Annotated in this window: 23 protein-coding genes and 1 pseudogene; 6 read left to right on the top strand and 18 right to left on the bottom strand. The window is 75.8% G+C overall.

From position 1 onward, the window contains the following. Positions 1 to 61: 61 nt before the first annotated feature. From aroQ to CLV72_RS13625, 8 genes and pseudogenes are all read right to left on the bottom strand, one after another. The gene (gene aroQ, locus CLV72_RS13655) at positions 62 to 526 is read right to left on the bottom strand and encodes a type II 3-dehydroquinate dehydratase (protein WP_245930181.1); all 465 of its coding nucleotides are present in this window, start codon (positions 524 to 526) and stop codon (positions 62 to 64) included. Beyond that, positions 519 to 1,604, bottom strand: a complete 1,086-nt coding sequence (gene aroB, locus CLV72_RS13650; RefSeq protein WP_106245607.1) for a 3-dehydroquinate synthase — start codon at positions 1,602 to 1,604, stop codon at positions 519 to 521. Before aroB ends, aroQ begins: the two co-directional genes overlap by 8 nt. Positions 1,605 to 1,639: 35 nt before the next feature. Then, positions 1,640 to 1,822, bottom strand: a complete 183-nt coding sequence (locus tag CLV72_RS13645; protein ID WP_106245605.1) for a DUF397 domain-containing protein — start codon at positions 1,820 to 1,822, stop codon at positions 1,640 to 1,642. Next, positions 1,765 to 2,031, bottom strand: a pseudogene (locus CLV72_RS33925) (Scr1 family TA system antitoxin-like transcriptional regulator); the annotation flags it as partial. The gene CLV72_RS13645 and the pseudogene CLV72_RS33925, both read right to left, overlap by 58 nt. 211 nt (positions 2,032 to 2,242) lie before the next feature. Then, positions 2,243 to 2,863, bottom strand: coding sequence for a histidine phosphatase family protein (locus CLV72_RS13640; protein ID WP_106245603.1), 621 nt, complete (start codon positions 2,861 to 2,863; stop codon positions 2,243 to 2,245). Positions 2,864 to 2,867: 4 nt separating this feature from the next. Next, complete coding sequence (locus tag CLV72_RS13635) at positions 2,868 to 3,392, bottom strand: shikimate kinase (protein WP_106245601.1); 525 nt, start codon at positions 3,390 to 3,392, stop codon at positions 2,868 to 2,870. Between the two features lie 146 nt (positions 3,393 to 3,538). Then, a complete protein-coding gene (aroC, locus tag CLV72_RS13630) occupies positions 3,539 to 4,717 on the bottom strand; it encodes a chorismate synthase (protein WP_106245598.1) in 1,179 nt (392 codons plus the stop codon). Positions 4,718 to 4,785: 68 nt separating this feature from the next. After that, complete coding sequence (locus CLV72_RS13625; protein ID WP_106245595.1) at positions 4,786 to 5,409, bottom strand: histidine phosphatase family protein; 624 nt, start codon at positions 5,407 to 5,409, stop codon at positions 4,786 to 4,788. Positions 5,410 to 5,616: 207 nt separating this feature from the next. Between CLV72_RS13625 and CLV72_RS13620 the strand changes: the two genes are divergently transcribed. Next, a complete protein-coding gene (locus CLV72_RS13620) occupies positions 5,617 to 6,285 on the top strand; it encodes a DedA family protein (protein ID WP_106245592.1) in 669 nt (222 codons plus the stop codon). A 12-nt stretch (positions 6,286 to 6,297) separates the two neighbouring features. Here CLV72_RS13620 and CLV72_RS13615 read toward each other — a convergent pair whose 3' ends face one another. Genes CLV72_RS13615 through CLV72_RS13605 form a run of 3 tightly spaced genes read right to left on the bottom strand, consistent with a single transcriptional unit; the run spans position 6,298 to position 8,353 of the window. Next, positions 6,298 to 7,077 (bottom strand): prepilin peptidase, encoded by a 780-nt coding sequence (locus CLV72_RS13615; protein WP_245930180.1) that lies wholly within the window; start codon positions 7,075 to 7,077, stop codon positions 6,298 to 6,300. 51 nt (positions 7,078 to 7,128) lie between these two features. Continuing rightward, on the bottom strand, positions 7,129 to 7,827 hold the full coding sequence (locus tag CLV72_RS13610) for an SseB family protein (RefSeq protein WP_106245590.1): 699 nt from the start codon (positions 7,825 to 7,827) through the stop codon (positions 7,129 to 7,131). A gap of 10 nt (positions 7,828 to 7,837) precedes the next feature. Further along, positions 7,838 to 8,353, bottom strand: a complete 516-nt coding sequence (locus CLV72_RS13605) for a MarR family winged helix-turn-helix transcriptional regulator (RefSeq protein WP_106246927.1) — start codon at positions 8,351 to 8,353, stop codon at positions 7,838 to 7,840. A gap of 229 nt (positions 8,354 to 8,582) precedes the next feature. Here CLV72_RS13605 and CLV72_RS13600 point away from each other — a divergent pair, with 229 nt between their 5' ends. From CLV72_RS13600 to CLV72_RS13580, 5 genes are all read left to right on the top strand, one after another. Then, positions 8,583 to 9,137 carry a YceI family protein gene (locus CLV72_RS13600; protein WP_106245587.1) on the top strand — a complete coding sequence of 185 codons (555 nt, stop codon included), beginning with the start codon at positions 8,583 to 8,585 and terminating at the stop codon, positions 9,135 to 9,137. A gap of 116 nt (positions 9,138 to 9,253) precedes the next feature. Beyond that, a complete protein-coding gene (locus CLV72_RS13595; RefSeq protein WP_281262416.1) occupies positions 9,254 to 9,580 on the top strand; it encodes a DUF2470 domain-containing protein in 327 nt (108 codons plus the stop codon). 115 nt (positions 9,581 to 9,695) lie between these two features. After that, positions 9,696 to 10,070: an FKBP-type peptidyl-prolyl cis-trans isomerase gene (locus CLV72_RS13590; protein WP_106245585.1), complete on the top strand. Its 375-nt coding sequence runs from the start codon at positions 9,696 to 9,698 to the stop codon at positions 10,068 to 10,070. 215 nt (positions 10,071 to 10,285) lie between these two features. Next, entirely contained in the window at positions 10,286 to 12,841 is a 2,556-nt protein-coding gene (locus CLV72_RS13585; RefSeq protein WP_106245583.1) for a serine/threonine-protein kinase, read from the top strand. A 70-nt stretch (positions 12,842 to 12,911) separates the two neighbouring features. Next, on the top strand, positions 12,912 to 13,832 hold the full coding sequence (locus tag CLV72_RS13580) for an aldose 1-epimerase family protein (protein ID WP_106245581.1): 921 nt from the start codon (positions 12,912 to 12,914) through the stop codon (positions 13,830 to 13,832). Here the strand turns inward: CLV72_RS13580 and CLV72_RS13575 are convergent. The 7 genes from CLV72_RS13575 to CLV72_RS13545 form a co-directional block, all read right to left on the bottom strand. Next, positions 13,816 to 14,424, bottom strand: a complete 609-nt coding sequence (locus CLV72_RS13575) for a nucleotidyltransferase family protein (RefSeq protein WP_106245578.1) — start codon at positions 14,422 to 14,424, stop codon at positions 13,816 to 13,818. The genes CLV72_RS13580 and CLV72_RS13575 overlap by 17 nt on opposite strands. A 9-nt stretch (positions 14,425 to 14,433) precedes the next feature. After that, a complete protein-coding gene (locus tag CLV72_RS13570; protein WP_106245576.1) occupies positions 14,434 to 15,393 on the bottom strand; it encodes a DUF2207 domain-containing protein in 960 nt (319 codons plus the stop codon). Continuing rightward, entirely contained in the window at positions 15,380 to 16,426 is a 1,047-nt protein-coding gene (locus CLV72_RS13565; RefSeq protein ID WP_106245574.1) for a DUF2207 domain-containing protein, read from the bottom strand. Before CLV72_RS13565 ends, CLV72_RS13570 begins: the two co-directional genes overlap by 14 nt. Continuing rightward, positions 16,423 to 16,614: a hypothetical protein gene (locus tag CLV72_RS13560; protein ID WP_106245572.1), complete on the bottom strand. Its 192-nt coding sequence runs from the start codon at positions 16,612 to 16,614 to the stop codon at positions 16,423 to 16,425. Before CLV72_RS13560 ends, CLV72_RS13565 begins: the two co-directional genes overlap by 4 nt. A 90-nt stretch (positions 16,615 to 16,704) precedes the next feature. Then, entirely contained in the window at positions 16,705 to 17,841 is a 1,137-nt protein-coding gene (locus tag CLV72_RS13555; protein WP_106245570.1) for an XdhC family protein, read from the bottom strand. Further along, positions 17,834 to 18,997, bottom strand: a complete 1,164-nt coding sequence (locus CLV72_RS13550) for a vWA domain-containing protein (RefSeq protein WP_106245568.1) — start codon at positions 18,995 to 18,997, stop codon at positions 17,834 to 17,836. Before CLV72_RS13550 ends, CLV72_RS13555 begins: the two co-directional genes overlap by 8 nt. Continuing rightward, positions 18,994 to 19,923 carry an AAA family ATPase gene (locus CLV72_RS13545; RefSeq protein WP_106245566.1) on the bottom strand — a complete coding sequence of 310 codons (930 nt, stop codon included), beginning with the start codon at positions 19,921 to 19,923 and terminating at the stop codon, positions 18,994 to 18,996. Before CLV72_RS13545 ends, CLV72_RS13550 begins: the two co-directional genes overlap by 4 nt. Between the last annotated feature and the right edge of the window lie 3 nt (positions 19,924 to 19,926).

The raw sequence follows: 19,926 nt of genomic DNA, 5'->3' as shown, positions 1-19,926 counted from the left end.
GGTTCAAGGGATCGGGGCCTGAGTTTACCCGGCCGACGGGGCGTCGGCGGCCAGGCCGTGCTCAGGAGCGCGCCGAGCCGGCCAGGGCGCGCAGCGCGAGCAGGTAGGAGTCGGTGCCGAATCCGGCGATCGTGCCGGTGGCCACGGCGCCCACCACCGAGGTGTGCCGGAAGCTCTCGCGGGCGTAGGGATTGGAGATGTGCACCTCGATCAGCGGCGCGGTGCGCTGGGCGGCGGCGTCGCGCAGCGCGTAGGAGTAGTGGGTGAAGGCGGCCGGATTGAGCACCACGGGCAGCGCCCGGTCGGCCGCCTCGTGCAGCCAGCCGACGAGTTCGGCCTCGTCGTCGGTCTGGCGCACGTCGGCGCGCAGCCCCAGGGCGGCCGCCGCCTCCTCGCAGAGCCGCACCAGCCCGGCGAAGTCGAGCGAGCCGTACACGTCGGGCTCGCGGCTGCCGAGCCGGCCGAGGTTGGGACCGTTGAGCACCAGCACGGTACCGGGCCGCTCGGGCGCGGTGGGGTCAGGCACGGGAGACCTCCTCATAGGCGGCGTGCAGCAGCTCGTCCGAGGGGGCGGTCAGGATGGCGGGCCTGGCGACGCCGTCCAGCACGACGAAGCGCAGGGTGGCGCCGCGGGCCTTCTTGTCCACCCGCATGGCCGCGCGCAGCTCGGGCCAGGCGTCGGCCGGGTAGCGCGTGGGCAGGCCGACGGCGGTCAGCAGCTCGCGGTGGCGCCCGACCAGCTCGGCGGGGATGCGGCCGTCCAGCCGGGACAGCTCGGCGGCGAAGACCATCCCGATGGCGACCGCGTCGCCGTGCCGGAAGCGGTACCGCTCGCGCCGCTCGACGGCATGGCCGAGGGTGTGGCCGTAGTTCAGGATCTCGCGGCGGCCGCTCTCGCGGAGGTCGGCCGAGACCACCTCGGCCTTGACCGCGACGGCCCGCTCCACCAGCTCGCGCAGATGGGTGCCGTCCGCGCGGGCGGCGCCCTGGGGGTCGGCCTCGATCAGCCCGAGGATGGCGGGGTCGGCGATGAAGCCCGCCTTGACCACCTCGGCCAGCCCCGCGACGTGGTCGGCCCGGGGCAGGGTGGCCAGCAGGTCCAGATCGCACAGCACCCCGGCCGGAGGGTGGAAGGCGCCGACCAGGTTCTTGCCCTCGGCCGTGTTCACCCCCGTCTTGCCGCCCACGGCCGCGTCCACCATGGCCAGCAGCGTGGTCGGCACCAGCACCGCCCGCACTCCGCGCAGCCAGCAGGCCGCGACGAACCCAGCCAGATCGGTGGCCGCACCACCGCCGATCCCGACGACCGCGTCGGTCCGGGTGAACCCGGCCTTCCCCAGCTCCGCCCACAGCCCCGCCGCGACCGCGAGCTCCTTGGCCGCCTCGCCGTCGGGAACGGGCAGCGCGAGCACCAGGTACCCGGCCTTCTCCAGCGCGGCGACGAAGGGCGCCGCCAGCTCGGCCAGGCTCTCGGGGTGCACCACGGCCACCTGGCGGGCCCGCTCCCCCACCAGCCCCGCCAGCTCGCCGCTCACTCCGTGGCCGACGACGACGTCGTAGGGCGCGGCGCCGGTGCCGCCTACGGTGATCCGGGTGGGGGTCATAGTTCCTTCAGTTCCGTGGTCTCGGGACGAGTGCTTCAGACACCGAAGGCGTCCGCCTGCACCGCACGTATGAAACGGCTCCACTCGACCACCGCGAAGGCCAGCGAGCGTCGGTCCGGGTCCTTGGTGTCGCGCACCTCGGCGATCGGATCGCCCTCTCTCACCTCCACGCAGTCACCGGAAGCCTGGCTGTACGACGACTTGCGCCACTCACCCATCGCGCTCTCCCAAAGGTCTCGCGTACGGCTTTGATCAAGTCCAGGGACTCACCCGGGGTGAGCGCCCACGGCTGCAGGTTCCGGTACACCGCCGTGAAGCGTCGCACGTCTGCGGCGCTGGTCAGCAACTCGCCACCTCCCGCATGCTCCACATACACGACCGGGAGCCGGTCACCGAACGAGAGCAGTCGAAAGGCACCGACGAGGCCGGCGTGGTGCTGGGGAGCACCTGCAAACTGACCGTCCCAAGTCTGCCAGAGCCATCAGGTGGTCGAGTTGCTCGGCCATGACGACCTGGTTCACCATGGTTCACCGGCGCATCAGCGCGCCGTCCTGGTCCAAAGCACTGTCCAGGGCTTCGACATGATGGCGCTTCGCGCGCCGTGTCGCTCGCTCGATCGCGGGTGGTGGGCCGCGCGGTCAGAACCTCGGGCCGGGCGGGAAACCGGTCCAGCGCAGCTCTTCGGGAAGGTGCCGCATGTCGTTGAAGAGAAGGACGGAGGCGGGACGGTCCGGGGTGTAGCGGATCACGGTCAAGGCGGCGTTGGCGGGGTTGAGGGTGAGCCAGCGCCAGGGCGGGGCGTCCAGGGCCTGGCCCACCAGGTGGCCGATGAGGAAGGCGTGGGTGATGACCAGTTCGTGGCGGTCGTCTTCGGACTCGGCGGGGCCGGTGTAGCGGGTCAGGGCGGAGCGGGCCAGGTCGGGGCCGCGCTCGCGGTCCGCGGCGTCGAAGCCGGCCAGGAAGCCTTCGGCGGTGGGGGCGAAGGCGGCGGGGAGTTCGGTCGGCCCCGGAAAGTGCGGGGGGTAGTCGCCGGCCGCGTCGTCGGCCTCGGGGACGGCGTTGGGCAGGAAGCCGGCGACGGTCTCGGCGGTCTGCGCCGTCCGGGCCAGTGGACCATGGCGCAGGCGGGTGATCGGCGCGGCGGCCAGGCGCTCGCCGAGCAGTTCGGCCTGGCGGCGGCCGGCCTCGGTCAGTCGGCCCTCGGGCGACGCCTCCGCGTGGCGGGACAGGTACAGGTAGCGGGTGGCCCGTACTGTCACCGGGTCACGTCCGCTGGCCCGCGCGGTCGCCGAGGGTGGTGACGATCTCGTCGACGATCTCCTCGGGGTGGTAGCCCGAGGTGGCGACGGTGACGGTGGCGACGGACTCGTAGACCGGCAGGCGTTCCTTGAGGAGGGCCTGGAGGCGGGCGCGGGGGTTGCCGAACAGCAGCGGCCTGGCCTGGTCGAGGCCGACGCGCTTGGCGGCGTCGCGGAACTCGACCTGGAGGTAGACCACGTGGTGCTCGGCGAGCAGGGCGCGGGTGCCCTCGTCCAGGACGGCGCCGCCGCCCAGGGCGAGCACGCCGGGGTGGCGCGCCAGGGCGTCGGCGACGGCCGAGCGCTCCAGGGCGCGGAAGGCGTCCTCGCCGTCCTCGATGAAGATGTCGCCGACGGACTTGCCCGCACGCGCCTCAATCTCGGCGTCGGTGTCCAGGAAGTCGGTGCCGATCCGCTCGGCCAGGGCCGCGCCGACGGTGGACTTGCCGGCTCCCGGCGCTCCGACCAGGACCGCGATCGGTCGTGTCATGGTGGTGTCTCTCCTCAGCGGACCCGGGCGGGTCCTCTCTCCAGCGTATTGCGGGCGCTCGGTGCGCCGTCCGGCGGGCGTGCGGGGGCCGGACGGCGGCCCGGCGCGCGACGCGTCCGCGCACGCGGTGGCCCGCGCGGCGCCGGTCAGCTGATCCGCAGCGCCGCCAGGTAGCCGGCGAGGTTGCGGCCGGACTCCTCGACGGAGTCGCCGCCGAACTTCTCCACGGCGGCCTCGGCCAGGACGAGGGCGACCATCGCCTCGGCGACCACGCCCGCGGCGGGGACGGCGGTGACGTCGCTGCGCTGGTGGTGGGCCCGGGCGGGCTCGCCGGTGGCGACGTCGATGGTGGCCAGGGCGCGCGGGACGGTGGCGATGGGCTTCATGGCGGCGCGCACCCGCAGCGGCTCGCCGGTGGTCATGCCGCCCTCGACGCCCCCGGCGCGGTTGGAGGTGCGCCGCACGCCGGCGGGGGTGCCGGCGATCTCGTCGTGGGCGTCGGAGCCGCGCCGGGCGGCGGTGCGGAAGCCGTCGCCGACCTCCACGCCCTTGATGGCCTGGATGCCCATCAGCGCGCCGGCCAGCCGGGCGTCCAGGCGGCGGTCCCAGTGGACGTGGCTGCCCAGGCCGGGGGGCAGGCCGTAGGCCAGCACCTCCACGACGCCGCCGAGGGTGTCGCCGGCCTTCTTGGTGTCGTCGACCTCGGCGACCATCCGCGCGGAGGTCTCGGGGTCGGCGCAGCGGACGGGGTCGGCGTCGATGCGCTCCAGATCGTCGGGGCGGGGCAGCAGGCCGTCGGGGACGGCGACCCCGCCCATGGACACGACGTGGCTGAGGACGCGGGCGCCGAGCAGCTGGTGGACGAAGCGCCTGGCCACCTCGCCGATGGCGACCCGGGCGGCGGTCTCGCGGGCGCTGGCGCGCTCCAGGATCGGCCGGGCCTCGGTGTGGCCGTACTTCTGCATGCCGGCGAGGTCGGCGTGGCCGGGCCGGGGCCGGGTGAGGGGTTCGTTCCTGGCGAGGTCGGCGAGCACGGCGGGGTCGACGGGGTCGGCCGCCATGACCTGCTCCCACTTGGGCCACTCGGAGTTGGCGACCTCGATGGCGACGGGCCCGCCGAGGGTGCGGCCGTGGCGGACGCCGCCGACGATCGTGACGCGGTCCTGCTCGAACTTCATCCGGGCGCCGCGGCCGTAGCCGGCGCGGCGGCGCAGCAGGGCGGCGGCGATGTCGTCGGTGGTGACCTCGACACCGGCCGGCAGGCCCTCCAGGATCGCGACGAGGGCGGGGCCGTGGGACTCACCTGCGGTCAACCAGCGCAACATGCCCCCAATCCTTCCACGGAGTGCGGACCGCTTCGCACCTGCGGTGACGCCTGCGGGTGCGGGCCGCCTCAGCGGACCTTGGCGTTGAAGGCGAGCAGGCCGACGTGGTGGCGGTCGTGCCAGCGCAGCTCGGTGACGGCGGTGTTGCGCACCTCGGGGAAGAGCCGCCGGTACTCGCGCAGCGGCAGGCCGAGGACCGTGCACAGCACCAGCCGCAGCAGGGTGCCGTGCGCCACCACCAGCACGGAGCCGCCGCCGCGCGCCAGCTCGTCCAGGCAGGCGACGGCCCGCTCGGCTGCCGCCTCGGGCGGCTCGGCGCCGGGGAAGGGGTGCGCGACCGGGTCGGTGTCGAAGCCGCGCGCCACCTCGGGCGCCTCGCGGACGAGGTCGTCCAGGGTGCGGCCCTCGCCGGTGCCGAAGTCCTGCTCGCGCAGCCGCTCGTCCACGACGGGCACCAGGCCGGTGCGCTCGGCGACCGGCGCCGCGGTGTCGCGGGCCCGGCGCAGCGGGGAGACGGCGATGCGGTCCAGGCTGACCTCGGTGGCGGCCCAGTCGGCCAGCCGCAGCGCCTGCTCGCGGCCGTCGCCGTCCAGGTCGACGTCGCTGCTGCCGGCGTAGCGGTTGTGCTCGTGCCAGACCGTGCGGCCGTGCCGGGCCAGGTAGAAGTGTGCGCCCTCGGTGCGTTCGCTCACGGCTTCGGCCGTCCTCCCTGCGCCTCGCCCCTGACTCGGCCGTCAGGGTGCCCCCGGAGTGTCCCCCGGTGTTGGCCCGGGGGTACTTGCCCGGCGCCGTCTCGACTGGACATCGTTGACTAAGCGTAGGGAACCGGCTCAGGCGCCGTTCCGCCGACACGCGCCGGGGCGGAGGCGCCGCCGGCCGGCCTCGACCGATGGGAACCCGTGAACGACTTCATCTCCGGTGTGCTGGACGCGCTGGCGGGCCTGCCGCTGCTCGCGGTGGCGGGCATCACCACCGCGTTCATGGTGGTGGAGACTTCGGCTCTCATCGGCCTGGCGGTGCCGGGCGACATCGTGGTGATGCTGGCGGGCACCACCGCCACGGACCCGCTGCGCTTCGCGTCGGTGGCCGCGGCGGCCTCGCTGGGCGGGATCCTCGGCGCCAGCGGCGGCTACCTGATCGGCCGCCGCTTCGGTCCCGCCGTGCGGCGGACCCGGCTGGGCCGGATGATCGGCGCGGAGCGGTGGGACCAGGCCGAGGCGCTGCTGCGGCGCAGGGGCGGGGCGGCGGTGGCCGGCTCGCGCTTCGTGGCGGTGATCCACGCGCTGGTGCCGATCGTCGCGGGGGCGGTCGGCATGCCCTACCGCCGGTTCATCGGCTGGCTCGCGGCCGGCTCGGTGCTGTGGTCCCTGGTGTACACGGGCGTGGGAGCCGCGGCGGGGGCCTCCTTCCGCGTCTACGGGGAGCAGCTCGGGCTGGTCAGCTACCTGCTGCTGGCCGGGGTGTCGGTGGCGGCGGTGGCCGCGGTGCTGCTGCGCGGCCGGGCGGCGCGGCGGCGGGCGGCGCGGGAGGCGCCGCCGGCCGCCGCCCGGGTGCCGGCCGGGGAGTGACGGGCCCGCGGCTCAGGCGAGCAGCAGCGGCGAGGCCAGCACCACGGCCAGCGTGCCGATGATCATGTACGGGCCGAAGGGGATGGCCGATCTGCGGGTGGCGCGGCCGAGCGCTATCAGCACCACGCCGACGACGGTGCCGAAGAGGAAGCCGGCGAAGGCGCCGTACAGCACCGCGCCCAGGCCCAGCCAGCCGAGGTAGAGGCCGAGCAGGCCGGAGAGCTTGACGTCGCCGAAGCCCATGCCGGCCGGGTAGATGAACCACAGCAGCCCGTAGAACAGGCCGAGGCCGACCAGGCCGGCCAGTGCGCTGAGCAGCGCGGCCCAGCCGTCGTGCGCGAAGGGCGCCGCGGCGGCCAGCAGCAGCAGCGCGACCGGGTAGGCCGGGAGGGTGAACATGTCCGGCAGCCGCTTGACGCGGGCGTCGATGAAGGTCAGCAGCACCGCGACCGCGCCGAGGAACAGGTAGGCGGGCAGTTCGGGCGCGGGGCCGAAGCGCAGGCCGAGCAGGCCGAGCACGGCGGCGGCGGCGATGGTGATCCCGACGGTGTCGCGGCGGATCGGCTCGCCGCAGGAGTGGCAGCGCCCGGCCATGGCGCGCAGCACCGTGCGCGGCTCGCGCCAGGCGACGCGTGCGGCGCAGCGGGGGCAGCTTCCCGGCGGCGGCTCCTCGTCGTCGGGCCGGGTGGCGCGGAACAGCGGGTACAGGCCGGCCAGCGCCGGACCGAGCCCGGCGCCCACGAGCGCCGTGAGGATTCCGGTGACCAGGTGCGGCGCCGAGAGGGGGATCACGGGGGGCACTCTAACCGCTGACCGGCGCGCCGAGGTGCGCCGCGACTCGGGCTAGCGCGCGGCGCCCGGCGGGGCCGCCACGGCGCTCAGCGCCACGCCGCCGGGCAGCAGCGGACCCAGCTCGGTGCGCAGCCGCCGCGCGACGCGGTGCACGACGGCGTCGTCCAGGCGGTACAGCTCGAGCTGGAGTGCCAGGTCGGCGGCGGGCTCGGCGTCCTGCCCGCCGTCGGGGGCGGGCAGGAAGCGGACGCGGGAGACCTCGGGGTCGGGGCGGGTGGCGCGGTGCACGGCGGCCAGCACCTCGGGGTCCTCGCCGGGTTCGAGCAGGCGGCCGTAGTCGGCCAGCTGCTGGAGCGCGCGGCCGTCCAGCAGGTACGGGACCGGGCCGGCGACGTCGATGACGACGGCGGCGCCGGCCTCGCGTGCGGAGCGGCAGACGTCGGCGGCGGCGGCGGGCACCGGCCGGGCGTCGGCGCGCCAGCGGCGCACGGCCTCGGCCGAGCCGAAGGCGGGGACGGCCTGGCGGCCGCCCGCGCCGGTGAGCAGCGGCTGGCGCACCTCGGTGCCGCCGGGGACCTTGACGGTGACCATCGTCACCAGCAGCCGCCGGCCGGCGAGGGCGGCGGCGACGGGGCGGGAGCGCGCGGGGTCGGCGGCGTAGCCGCGCAGCGCGGCGGTGAGCACGGGGTCGGCGGAGCCGTCGTCGCCGCGGAAGCGCTCGTCGCCGCCGATGACGGTGGGGCCGGGCACGTCGGCGCCGCTACTTCGCGCCGGCGCCGGAGCGCGCGGACGGGCAGCGCACCACCTCGGGCAGCTCGCGCAGGTGCGCGACGAGCCGGCGGGTGATCTCGGCGAGCTGCTGGACCTGCTCGGGTTCGAGCTGGTCGAACAGGTGGGTGCGGACGCCGTCGACGTGGACGGGGGCGATGGAGACCAGCAGTTCGTAGCCCTCGTCGGTGAGGACCGCGAAGGCCCCCCTGCGGTCGTCGGGGCAGACCTCGCGGCGGACGTGGCCGTCGCGCTCCAACCGCGCGACCTGGTGGGACAGCCGGCTCTTGGAGACAAGGACGGTGTCGGCGAGGGCGCTCATCCGCATCCGGCGCCCTTCCGCCTCCGACAGGTGGGCGAGGATGCCGTACTCGATCACCGAGAGCCCGGAGGCCGCGCTGATCTCGCGGTCGAGGCGGTCCTCGAGCAGCGAGGTGGCCGCCAGGTAGGACCGCCAGATGCACTGCTCAGACGTGTCGAGCCATCGGGTACCGGTCATACCCGCCATCATACGCACCGGGGAAGATAGTTGAAGGTTCAAGTGTTAACTCGCTACGGTTCTCACCGACGGCCCCGAGCCGCGCGGAGCCCGGACCGGTCCGCCGGCCCGCGCGCCCGTGCGGACGCCCGCCCGCCGCCCCCCGTGCGGCGGGAGCGTCCCGGCCGCCGCCGGCGGTACCGGCGCGCCGGACACCTCCGGCCGCACCAGGAAGCCCCACGCTCGAAGGAGACACGACATGACCACCACGACCCTGCCCGGCCTGATCGCCGGCACCTGGAAGATCGACCCGACGCACAGCGAGATCGGCTTCACCGTGCGGCACATGATGGTGAGCAAGGTGCGCGGCCGCTTCCGGGAGTTCGACGCGACCCTGGTCGTGGCCGAGGACCCGACCCAGTCCACCGCCGAGGCGACCATCGAGGCGTCCTCCCTGGACACCGGCAACCAGCAGCGCGACGACCACATCCGCTCGGCCGACTTCTTCGACGCCGAGAACCACCCGCGGTTCAGCTTCCGGTCCACCGCCGTGCGGCCCGACGGCGACGACTACGTGCTGGTGGGCGAGCTGACCCTGCACGGCGTCACCCGCACGGTCGAGCTGGAGCTGGAGTACAACGGCGGCCGCAAGGACCCCTACGGCAACGACCGGGTCGGCTTCTCGCTGGAGGGCGAGATCAACCGCAGGGACTTCGGCATCACCATCGAGATGCCGATGGACGGCGGCGGCGTCGTGGTCGGCGACAAGGTCAAGCTGGAGATCGACGCCGAGTTCACCCGCCAGGGCGACTGACCGCCCCCGCACCGCTCCCCTGGGGCGTCCGGCCGGCGGCCGGGCGCCCCGCAGGGCCGCCGGGCGGGCGCGTAGGCTGGCACTCCCCGCACGTCGACGGCGGACCAGGAGGAGACGTGACCGGTCAGGCGGCCGCGAGCCCGTTCGGCCCCGAGGTGGTGGCGGCGGTGTGCCGGCACATGAACGACGACCACGCGGACGACACGCTGCTGATCGTGCGCGCGCTCGGCGGGCGCCCGGACGCGAGCGCGGCCCGGATGACCGGGCTGGACGCGCAGGCGGCGGTGTTCGAGGCTGTCGGCCCCGACGGGGGCCACCAGGTGCGGGTGCCGTGGTCGGGCCCCGTCACCGAGCGCCCGCAGATCCGCCGCGAGGTGGTGCGGATGTACCGGGAGGCGTGCGAGCGGCTCGGCGTGCCGCCACGCGGCGAAGGCGAGCACTGAGCCGACGGCGTGCGCCGGGCCCGACCGGACCGGCCGCCGCGGCAGGTCCACTACGCTCGACGGGACGCATCCGAGCCGCCCGCACGCCGGCGGCACCACCCCCCGAGGAGAGCCCGTGAGCCTGCAGCGCCCGGAGATCGACTTCATCGACGGCCCGCCCCCCGCCGACCTGGAGATCACCGACCTCGCCCCCGGCGACGGCCCCGAGGCCGTGCCCGGCCGCCCGGTGAGCGTGCACTACGTCGGGGTCGCCTTCTCCACCGGCGAGGAGTTCGACGCCTCCTGGAACCGGGGCGCCCCGCTGGAGTTCACCCTGGGCGCCGGCCAGGTCATCGAGGGCTGGGACCGCGGCGTGGCCGGCATGCGGGTCGGCGGCCGCCGTCGGCTGGTCATCCCGCCCGCACTGGCCTACGGCTCGCGCGGCGCGGGCGGCGCCATCAAGCCGAACGAGACCCTGATCTTCGTGGTCGACCTCATGGGCGTCAACTAGGGAGTTTTTCGGGGTTCGCCGGCCCTCCGCGGCGGACGCGGCGGCCGTAAGGTGAGTCCATCGGCCGCGTCCGCGCGTCTCATCGGTGCCGGACCGCCGAGCGGCGGCGCGGCCGCAAGTCCGGACGTCGCAACTCGGCCGCGCGGTCGCGCGTTGGAACGGGTGGGAGCAGCCCCCCGAGTCCGGCCCGTCGACGATCGGAGGCGCAACGGTCGATGTCGCCCGATGGCGAACCCACCCAGGAGTTCAGCACCCCGCGCACCCGGGTGCTGTCCAATGCGGCGCCCACCCGCTGGTTCACCCGGCGCACCGTCAGGGAGCCCGAGCGGCGGACCCTGGTGGAGCCCGCCGCGCCCCGCACCCTGGTGGAGCCGGGCGCGGCCGCGCCCCGCACCGCGCCGCTGGGCCGCCTCGACCCGCCCGCCGCCGAGCGCCCCCGCTGGCTGGCGCGCACCAGGGAGCTGGCCGGCCGGCTGTACTCGCGGGTGTCGGGCGGTCCCTCGGGCGAGCTGAACTACGCCGTTCCCGCCGACCTCCGCCGCCGCTACCGCGTCCTGGACCGGGTCGGCGAGGGCGGCGAGGCCGTGGTGTACCTGGCCGAGCCGGCCGACGCCCCCGAGGGGAGCGGGCAGCTGGTCGCCCTCAAGGTCTACCGGCCGGGCAACGACATCAACCGCGAACTGCTGGACCGGCTGCGCGCCCGCACCGCCGCCGACCCCCACACCCCGGTGATCCGCGGCTACGGCCAGGTGCGCGACGCCTGGGGCGCGCTGGTGTCGTGGGAGGCGCAGGAGTACTTCCCCAACGGCTCGCTGCGCCAGCTGATGGACGACGGGCCGCTGCCCGAGGAGCGCAGGACCGCGATCGTCGCCGCCGTCGCCGAGTGCCTGCACTTCTGGCAGGAGCGGCTGCAGCACAACCACACCGACGTCAAGCCCGCCAACCTGTTGGTGCGCACGGCCGAGCCGCCGGTGTTCGCGCTCACCGACTTCGGCGGCGCGGTGCGGGCCACCAAGAGCCGCGTCTACGGCGGCCAGTTCGCCATCACCGAGGACTACGCCGCGCCGGAGATCATCGAGGGGCGCCGGGAGAAGTCCGCCGCCTGGTGGTCGCTGGGCGTCATCGCGCACGAGCTCGCCACCGGCCGCCGCCCGCAGCGCCGGGAGAACTGGCTGGCCGCCCGCAACAGCGAACTCGACCTCTCGGCCATCGCCGACCCGCGCTGGCGGCTGCTGGCCCGCGGCCTGCTCACCCCCACCCCCGAGACCCGCTGGGGCTACGGCCAGGTGCGCGAGTGGCTGGACGGCGGCACCCCCGAGGTGGTCGCCGCCCGCAGGTACCAGCCGATCACCTTCGCCGACATCAAGCACGACGACCCCGCCAGCCTCGCCTTCGACCTGCTGGACCGCTCCGACGCGGGCGCGGTCTGGCTGCGCAGCCACTGGTCGCTGCTGCGCACCTGGCTGGACCGCGAGGTCGGCGACCACACCTTCGACCGCGAGTACCTCAACCGGCTCCAGCACGACCCCGACCAGGCGCAGGTGGCGATCAGCGCGCTGGCCGCCACCTTCGTGCCGGGCATGCCGCCGCGCTACCGGGGCCACGACATCAGCGCCGAGGGCGTGCTGGCGCTGGCCGGCAGCGACTCCGCCGGGCAGGCCCTGCTGCGCGAGGCGATCGGCGCGAACGTGCTGAGCCTGGCCGCGCGGCACTGGTGCGAGCACCCGTCGTGCCGGGCGGCCAACACCAACCGGTGCGCCCTGCTCGAACGCGTGCAGCACGAGGTGCCGCTGGTGGTCTCCCAGGCGCGCGCCGACATCGAGCGGCTGGCCGCCGCCCCCGACGGCCCCGAGAGCCCGCTGCGGTTCACCGAGCACGAGTGGAACCGCGCCTGGGGGCTGGCCGCCGAGGCCACCCTGGACCCGCAGGCGCTCGGGCGCGCCCGAGCGCTGCTGCGCGCGCAGAGCTGGCACCCCGCGCACCGCAGCGCCGCCCCGCACGCGCCGTGGTGGCGGGAGCTGCGCCGTACCGCCGTGCGCGGCGACGAGTCCGAGGTGCCGGCCCGCGCCGCCCTGGTGGCGGCGGTGCTGACCCTCCCCTCGGCCGTCGAGGACGGCGCCCGAACCGCCAAGGAGCGCAGGGACGCCGCGCTGCGGCGGCGCCGCGCCGCGCTGGCCGGCACCCGCAGCGCCATCGAGGACCGCGTCCGCGACGCCCGCGAGCGGCTGAACCGCCCCGACGACGCCGCGGGCGGGGCGGCCGGCGACCCGGCCGAGGCGGCCAGGAAGCGGGCCGAGCGCGAGCGCGCCCGGGTGCGCCGCCGGATGCGGCGGGTGGAGAAGGCGATGACGGCGGGGCGGTGCCGCCGGATCACCCGCCCGGCCACCCTGCTGGCCTTCCTGGACGGCCTGGGCGGCATGCTCGCGGCGTCCGGGGCGGCGCCCACCGACGTGGGCTGGCTGAACACCGCGAACGACGTCATGGACACCATCGGGGCGGCCATCGCGCCGCTCACCGCCCTGGCCACCGGCGTGCTGGAGCTGATCCCGTTCGCGCTGAACTGGTGGTTCCCGTTCGTGCTGGTCATCGCGCTGATGGTCATCGGGCGGGTGGCCGGCGACGACAAGCGCAAGGCCCTGCACCGGCTGATCGCGGCCCGGCTGGCCTACGTGGTGGTGGCCGTGGTGGCGGTGCGGATCCTCTACAGCGGCCTCGGCCTGGTGGTGTCGGGGGTGCTGCTGCCGCTGGCCCTGCTCGTGGGGGTGCTCTGAGCCCGGTCCGGCGCGACCGGCCGGGGCGATACTGCGCCGGGACGGCCGGTGCAGGCGCCATCATGGTGACATGACGTCCCCTGCCGCGAACCCCGCGACCGAGTACACGATCACCTCGGGCCCGTACCTCGCCACCGTCGACGCCACCGGGGCGGGGCTGCGCCTGCTCCGGCACGACGGCCGCGACCTGGTGCTCGACTACCCGGCGGGCGCCCGGCCGCCGCAGTGCCGGGGGCAGCTGCTGGCTCCGTGGCCCAACCGGGTCGACCGCGGCCGCTACACCTTCGGCGGGGCCGAGCACCGGCTCGTCGTCAACGAGCCCGAGCGCGACAACGCCATCCACGGCCTGTCGCGCTGGGCGGTGTGGACCCCCGTGGAGGTCACCGACCGGCACCTGCGGCTCGGCCACCGGCTGAGCGGCGAGACCGGCTACCCCTTCGACCTCGACCTGTCGGTCTGCTACGAGCTGGACGCCTCCGGCGGGCTGACGGTGCGGCTGACCGCGATGAACTGCGGCTCGGCGCCGGCGCCCTACGGCAGCGGCGCCCACCCCTACCTGACGCTGGGGCGCCCCATCACCGAGTGCCGGCTCACCGTCACGGCGGCGTCCTGGCAGCCCGTCGACGAGCGGCTGATCCCGCGCGAGCCGCCGCGCCCGGTCGAGGGCACCCGCTACGACTTCCGCTCCCCCGCGCCGGTCACCGGCGAGCTGATCGACAACGCCTACACCGACCTGGAGCGCGACGCCGAGGGTCGGGCGTGGGTGCTGCTGTCGGACGCCGAGGACGAGGTCGGCCTGTGGATGGACGACACCCAGCCCTGGCTGCAGATCTTCACCGGTGTCGACCCCGGCCCCGACGGCGCCCGCACCGGGGTGGCGGCCGAGCCGATGTCGTGCCCGCCCAACGCGCTGGCCACCGGCCGCCAGCTGATCGTGCTCGACCCGGGCCAGGAGGTCACCCACACCTGGGGGATCACCCGGCGGCGCTGAGCCGGGCCAGGTCCTCGGGGGTGTCGATGTCGTCGGGGCTGCCGGTCCCGTCGCAGGGCACCAGGGTGACCAGTTCGGGACGGGCGCGCAGGAAGGGCCGCGCCCCGGCGTCGCCGCGGGCCCCGGCCGCCACCGCCGCCCAGTGCTCCCGCGCGAGCAGCACCGGGTTGCGCGGACGGCCGCCGTAGCCGGCGACGGCGATCCCGGCGCCGGCGGCGTGCGCGCGGATCAGCCGGGCGACCGCCTCGGGACCGATCAGCGGCTGGTCGACCAGGGCGACCACCGCGGCGCCCGACTCCGCACCGCCCTCCGCCACCTCGGCGAGCGCGGCCAGGCCGGTGCGCAGCGAGGACGCCATGCCCTCGGCCCAGTCCGGGTTGTGCCGGACGGTGACCTGCGGCAGTTCGGGCGGGTCGAGCGGGGCTGCGCCGGAGACGACGACCACGGGGCCGCAGCCGCCGGTGCGCAGCAGCCGGACGCCCCGGTCGAGCAGGGTGGCGCCGCAGAACTCCACCAGGGCCTTGGGCCGGCCGAGCCGGCGGCCGGCCCCGGCGGCGAGCAGCAGCCCGGCGACGCGGGCGGAGGCCGTCATGGCGGCAGCCTAGCCGCCGCCCCCACCTCCGCCGCCCCCACCGGCGCCGCCGCCACCGCCTCCTCCTCCCCCGCCACCGCCTCCGCCGCCTCCGCCGCCTCCACCTCCGCCGCCATAGAATCCGCGGGAGCCGGAGCGTCGGCCGCCGGCGCGGCCCTCGCGCTCGGAGGATACGAGGGTGCCGACAAGAATCAGCAGCATGACGACGCCCACGGCGAAGGGCATCAACGGCTGGAAGTCGCTCCACTCGACTGCTTCGCCGGCCGGCTCCACCACGCGCATCTCGGGCGCGCTCACACCCGGCAGCCGCAGGTCCACGCTGAAAGCCTCCCCCGGTGCGAGGCCGCCCTGGGTGAAAGTGGTCATCGCGCCGTCCTCGGACACGGAATCGCACGGGTCGGTCGACAGGTGCTCCCCGGCGTAGCAGATGGCGTCCGCCGGCGGCTCCGGTGCGGAGATCCGCGCATCGGCGGCGTCGATCGGGATCTCCCAGCCGGTGCCGATGATGTTCAGGTAGGCGCGGGCACCGCCGTCGGCGGGGAGGAGGGCGGACTCCAGCCGGTAGGAGACGACGAAGGTGTGCACGCCGGTCATGGCCGGCTCGCCCGCGAAGTCGCCGATCCGCACCACCGTCTCGCCGGACTCCCGGGCGATCTCGACGGGGGCGCCGCCGCCCTCCTCGTATGCCTCCACCCCGGTGAGGCCGAGGTCGAGCAGGCCGTACCCGGCGAATTCGGAGGTCTCGGGCACCGTCCGGAAGAAGCCGGGGTCGGGCTCGGTGCCGAAGTCGTAGACGATCTCCTCCCGGACCTCGACCACCCCGTCGGCGGAGACGTCCAGGTCGGCGGTGAAGGAGGTGATCCGGCGGTCCTCGGCATCGGCGGCGGCGCCGGTGAGCGGCGCGGCGACGGCGAGCGCGAGCAGGGCGGCGAGCGGTCCGAGCCGCCGGGCCGGGCTACGCGGAGCCATCGGCGGCTCCGTTCCCGCTGCCCGCAGCACCGCCGGCGTCGGCGCCGTACGGCTCGGCCCGGTTCCGGCCCCCGCCGGTACCCGGCACGGCCGCGCTCTCCGGCGCGTCTCCAGCGGGCGGTCCGCCGGCCGGTCGATCGAACATGTAGACCTCCTTCAGCGCGGTGCGGCGCCGCCTGCCGAGGAGGAGCCGGGACAGCGGCCCGTCCTCAGCGAACACGGCGTACGCCACGGCCAGGATCGCGGCCACCGCCACCATGGGGCTCATCATGGACCACAGCAGGCCGGTGAAGGAGGCCAAGCTCCCGTCCGCGGCCTCGGGCAGGGTGCCGGGGTGCCCCCCGTAGTGGCTGGGCGGCGCGGACATCTCGACGACGAACACCTCGCCCGGCTCCAGGCGGCTACTCTGGAGCCTTCCGGAGTCGCGCTCCACGCTCATCGCACACCCGCTGCGCGCCGGTGCCACGTCGGTGGCGCCGACACCGCGGGGTCCGACCGTCGCCGGATCGCGGCCGCAGCCGACGGCGGCGAGCATCAGACCCTCATAGTCGACCCGGACGCGCTCGACCGGCGCGATCCAGGGCTGCCCGACCGCGTTGAACACGAACCGGCCCTCGGTGGCGGCGCGACCGTAACGGTAGCGCAGCTCGAAAGTGTGTTCGCCGGTGAGGAGCGGCGTCGAAGGGCCGAACCGCACCTCAACGCTGTCGTCGTGCTCGACCACCTCGGCAGGGCCGGACTCCCGCGAGGACGTGCCCAGCACCCTCAGACCGGTGTCGCCCGACTCGCCTCCCGGTTGGTCGAGAGCGCGGGGCAGGGTGCGGACCGGCCCCCACCCGGGAATCGCGCCGTAGTCGTAGGTGATGGTCTCGATGACCGTCAGGGCGCCGCCGTCGCCGACCACCTCGACCTCGTAGGAGCGGATGACGTCGTCGGTCGACTGGACGGCGCGGAAGCCGAAGAACAGCAGGGCGGCGATCGCCACTCCGATCAGCACCGCCGCCGGGGCGGTCGTCCGCAGAGACCGGTTCACCGCTCACCTTCGCCGCGCGCCTCGCGCTCCTCGGCCTCGCGGCGCTCCGCCTCGCGGGCGCGGGCCCGTTCGCGGGTGCGCTCGTCGGGCCGGTTGATGACGCGCACCTGGTGCATGGCGAACAGCAGGATGAGGGCGGCGACGACGACCAGGGCGAAGGTGATCAGCACGATCGTGCCGGGGGACATCGACGACCTCCGTGGGGCCGGCTGGGGCGGTCCCTGGGATTCTTCCCCCTTACCACCGCCCGCACGGCGCGGGCGGCTGACCGGTTGAGGTCAGCCGCCCGCGGCCCCTCCGGGCGCGGCGGCCGGCTCGCGGTGGATGCGCCCGCCGGTGGTGGTGAGCGGCCGCCCGGAGCCGCCCCAGCGGTTCTGCACCAGTTCGGCGGCGACCGACACGGCCGTCTCCTCGGGGGTGCGAGCGCCCAGGTCGAGGCCGATCGGCGAGCGCAGCCGGGCCAGTTCGGCCTCTGTCAGGCCGGCCTCGCGCAGCCGCGCCATCCGGTCGTCGTGGGTGCGGCGGCTGCCCATCGCGCCGACGTACCCGGCGCGCGTGCGCAGCGCGATCTCCAGGACGGGCACGTCGAACTTGGGGTCGTGGGTGAGGACGCAGATGGCGGTGCGCTCGTCGACCTCGTCGGCGATCTCGGCCAGGTAGACGTGCGGCCACTTCACCACGACCTCGTCGGCGTCGGGGAAGCGGCGCGGGGTGGCGAAGACCGGGCGGGCGTCGCAGACGGTGACGCGGTAGCCGAGGAAGGCACCGACCCGGGAGACGGCCGCCGCGAAGTCGATGGCGCCGAAGACCAGCATCCGGGGCGGCGGCGCGAAGGAGCGGACGAACACGGTCAGCTCGTCCAGCCGCCGCTCCCCCGACGCGCCGTAGTGCAGCTCGCCGGTGCGGCCCTGGGCCAGCATGCCGCGCACGTCGTCGTCGACGGCGTCCTCCAGCCGGGCCGGACCCAGGTCGCCCTCGGCCCGGTCGGGCCAGACGATGCGGCGGGCGCCGATCCGGCCGGGGCCGTCGATCACGGTGGCCAGCGCGACCGGCCGGTGCTCGCGCACCGAGGCGACCAGCTCCGGCAGCGGCGGCCGCGCGCCGGGGTCGACCGGCTCCACCCAGACCTCGATGGTGCCGCCGCAGGTGAGGCCGACCGCGAAGGCGTCGTCGTCGCTCACGCCGTAGCGGGCCAGCGCCGGACGGCCGTCGGCGATGACCTGCTGGGCCAGCTCGTAGACGGCGCCCTCGACGCAGCCGCCCGAGACGCTGCCGCTGACTTCGCCGCCCGCGGCCACCGCCATGGCCGCGCCGGGTTCGCGCGGGGCGCTGCGGAAGGTCCGCACCACCGTGGCGAGGGCGAAGCGCTCGCCGTCGGCCAGCAGGCCGGAGATCGAGGGCAGGATGTCACGCACGGCGGCCTCCGATGATCACTGTTGCCAGCTCTTGCAGCGCCGCCAGGCTGTGCCCGGCGACGAAGGTGTCCACATACGGCAGCGCGGCGCGCATCCCGGCCGCCAGCGGCCGGTAGCCGGCCTGGCCGCGGTGCGGATTGCACCACACCACCCGGTGCGCGAGCCGCGACAGCCGGGCCATCTGGACACCGAGCGGTGCTGCGTCGCCGCGCTCCCAGCCGTCGGAGCAGACCACCACGGTGGCGCCCCTGGCCATGCCGCGCCGGCCGTAGCGGTCCAGGAACTCCTTCAGCTCGCCGCCCAGCCGGGTGCCGCCGCTCCAGTCGGGGATCGCGGCCGACACCGCCGCCATCGCGGCGTCGGGCTCGCGGCCGCCGAGGGCGCGGGTGAGCCGGGTCAGCCGGGTGCCGACGCTGAAGACCTCGGTGTGGCCGGGGTGGGACCGCGCGAGGGCGTAGCCGAACCGGAGCAGGGCGCCCGCGTAGGGCGCCATGGAGCCGCTGACGTCGAGCAGCAGCACCACCCGGCGCGGCCGCTCGGTGCGGCTGCGGCGCCGCAGCCGGATCGTCTCGCCGCCGTTGCGCAGCGCGGCCCGCAGGGTGCGGCCGGGGTCCACGGCGCCGCGCCGGGACGGGGCGCGGCGGCGCGAGGGCCGGGTGGGGCGCCCGGCGGCCATCGCGGCGAGCAGCCGGTACAGCTGGGCGCGCTGCTCGGGGCCGAGGCGGCGGATGTCGGCGGTGCGCAGCACCTCGGCCTCGCTGACCGCGCTGCGCGCGGTGGCGCCGCCCGCCCTGCCGCCGGCGCCGTCCGGCGGCAGGGCGAAGGCGAGCGCGGCGGCCGCGCGGCGCGCGGCCGGGCGCGGCGGGGACGGCGGGACGCGGAGCGCCCGGCCGCCGAAGTAGGCGGCGAAGCAGCGGTCGTAGCGGTCGAGGTCGCCGGGCCCGGCGCACAGGGTGAGCCGCCCGGCCCAGTACACCCGCCGCGCGTCGCCCGCCCCGAGCCGGTCCAGCGCCGCCACCAGCGCCTGCACCCGCCCTGCGTCGGCCGCCACCCCGGCCGCCCGCAGCACCCGCGCGAAGCCCGCCACCGCGGCCACCACGTCGGGGGCGTCGGGACGGTTCGCCGCGTCGGCGGCGGGGCCGGGCCGGAGGGTCACGGCGCCGTCCCGGCGGCGCCGATCAGCTCGCTGAGGCGGGCGCGCAGCAGTTCGTGGTCCTCGCGATACTTCGCGACGGCGCCCAGGGTGCGGGCGGCGCGGTCGGCGTCGAGGTGCCGGGCCCCTAGCCGGTGCAGCGCCTCGGTCCAGTCCAGGCTCTCGGCGACGCCGGGCGGCTTGATCAGCTCGCCGCCGAGGGCGTCGGGGTCGCGCAGCCGCTGCGCGGCGCGGGCCACCTCGCGTGCCAGCCGCTCGGCGGCGCCGGGCAGGCGGCGGCGGATGATCGCGAGTTCGCGCTCGAAGCCCGGGTGCGGCAGCCAGTGGTAGAGGCAGCGGCGCTTCAGCGCGTCGTGCACCTCGCGGGTGCGGTTGGAGGTGAGCACGACCAGCGGCGGCACCGCGGCTCGGATCGTGCCCAGCTCCGGCACGGAGATGCTGAAGTCGGAGAGCACTTCGAGCAGGAAGGCGTCGAACTCGTCGTCGGCGCGGTCGACCTCGTCGATGAGCAGCACCGGCGGGGCGGCCGGGTCGGTGCCCGCCTCCAGCGCGCGCAGCAGCGGCCGCGCGGTGAGGAACCTGCGGTCGTACAGCTCGGCCTCCAGCCGCGCCGGATCGGCCGCGCCGCCCGCCTCGGCCGCCCGCAGGTGCAGCAGCTGGCGGGGGTAGTCCCAGTCGTAGAGCGCCTGCGCGGCGTCGATGCCCTCGTAGCACTGGAGCCGGATCAGCTCCGAGCCCAGCACCTCGGCCAGCGCCGCCGCCAGGGCCGTCTTGCCGACCCCGGCGTCGCCCTCCAGGAACAGCGGCCGGGCCATCTCCAACCCGAGGAAGGCGGCCGTGGCGAGCCCTTCGTCCGCGAGGTAGCCGCGCGCTTCCAACGCCCGCGCCAATCCCTCGGGGGACGCCGTCTCCGCCGACCGCTCGCGCATGGC

This window comes from Allonocardiopsis opalescens (genome assembly GCF_003002095.1).
Lineage (GTDB): Bacteria > Actinomycetota > Actinomycetes > Streptosporangiales > Streptosporangiaceae > Allonocardiopsis > Allonocardiopsis opalescens.
The sequence above is the reverse complement of the archived record's forward strand: the minus strand, read 5'-3'. Positions and strand labels throughout refer to the sequence as shown.

Excerpts from the sequence above, each read along its gene's own strand:
- CLV72_RS13560 (WP_106245572.1), bottom strand. The coding sequence starts at position 16,614 with ATGTCCCCCGGCACGATCGTGCTGATCACCTTCGCCCTGGTCGTCGTC.
- CLV72_RS13575 (WP_106245578.1), bottom strand. The coding sequence starts at position 14,424 with ATGACGGCCTCCGCCCGCGTCGCCGGGCTGCTGCTCGCCGCCGGGGCC.
- aroB (WP_106245607.1), bottom strand. The coding sequence starts at position 1,604 with ATGACCCCCACCCGGATCACCGTAGGCGGCACCGGCGCCGCGCCCTAC.
- aroC (WP_106245598.1), bottom strand. The coding sequence starts at position 4,717 with ATGTTGCGCTGGTTGACCGCAGGTGAGTCCCACGGCCCCGCCCTCGTC.
- CLV72_RS13580 (WP_106245581.1), top strand. The coding sequence starts at position 12,912 with ATGACGTCCCCTGCCGCGAACCCCGCGACCGAGTACACGATCACCTCG.
- CLV72_RS13600 (WP_106245587.1), top strand. The coding sequence starts at position 8,583 with ATGACCACCACGACCCTGCCCGGCCTGATCGCCGGCACCTGGAAGATC.
- CLV72_RS13605 (WP_106246927.1), bottom strand. The coding sequence starts at position 8,353 with ATGGCGGGTATGACCGGTACCCGATGGCTCGACACGTCTGAGCAGTGC.
- CLV72_RS13570 (WP_106245576.1), bottom strand. The coding sequence starts at position 15,393 with ATGGCTCCGCGTAGCCCGGCCCGGCGGCTCGGACCGCTCGCCGCCCTG.
- CLV72_RS13635 (WP_106245601.1), bottom strand. The coding sequence starts at position 3,392 with ATGACACGACCGATCGCGGTCCTGGTCGGAGCGCCGGGAGCCGGCAAG.
- CLV72_RS13585 (WP_106245583.1), top strand. The coding sequence starts at position 10,286 with ATGTCGCCCGATGGCGAACCCACCCAGGAGTTCAGCACCCCGCGCACC.
- CLV72_RS13645 (WP_106245605.1), bottom strand. The coding sequence starts at position 1,822 with ATGGGTGAGTGGCGCAAGTCGTCGTACAGCCAGGCTTCCGGTGACTGC.
- CLV72_RS13545 (WP_106245566.1), bottom strand. The coding sequence starts at position 19,923 with ATGCGCGAGCGGTCGGCGGAGACGGCGTCCCCCGAGGGATTGGCGCGG.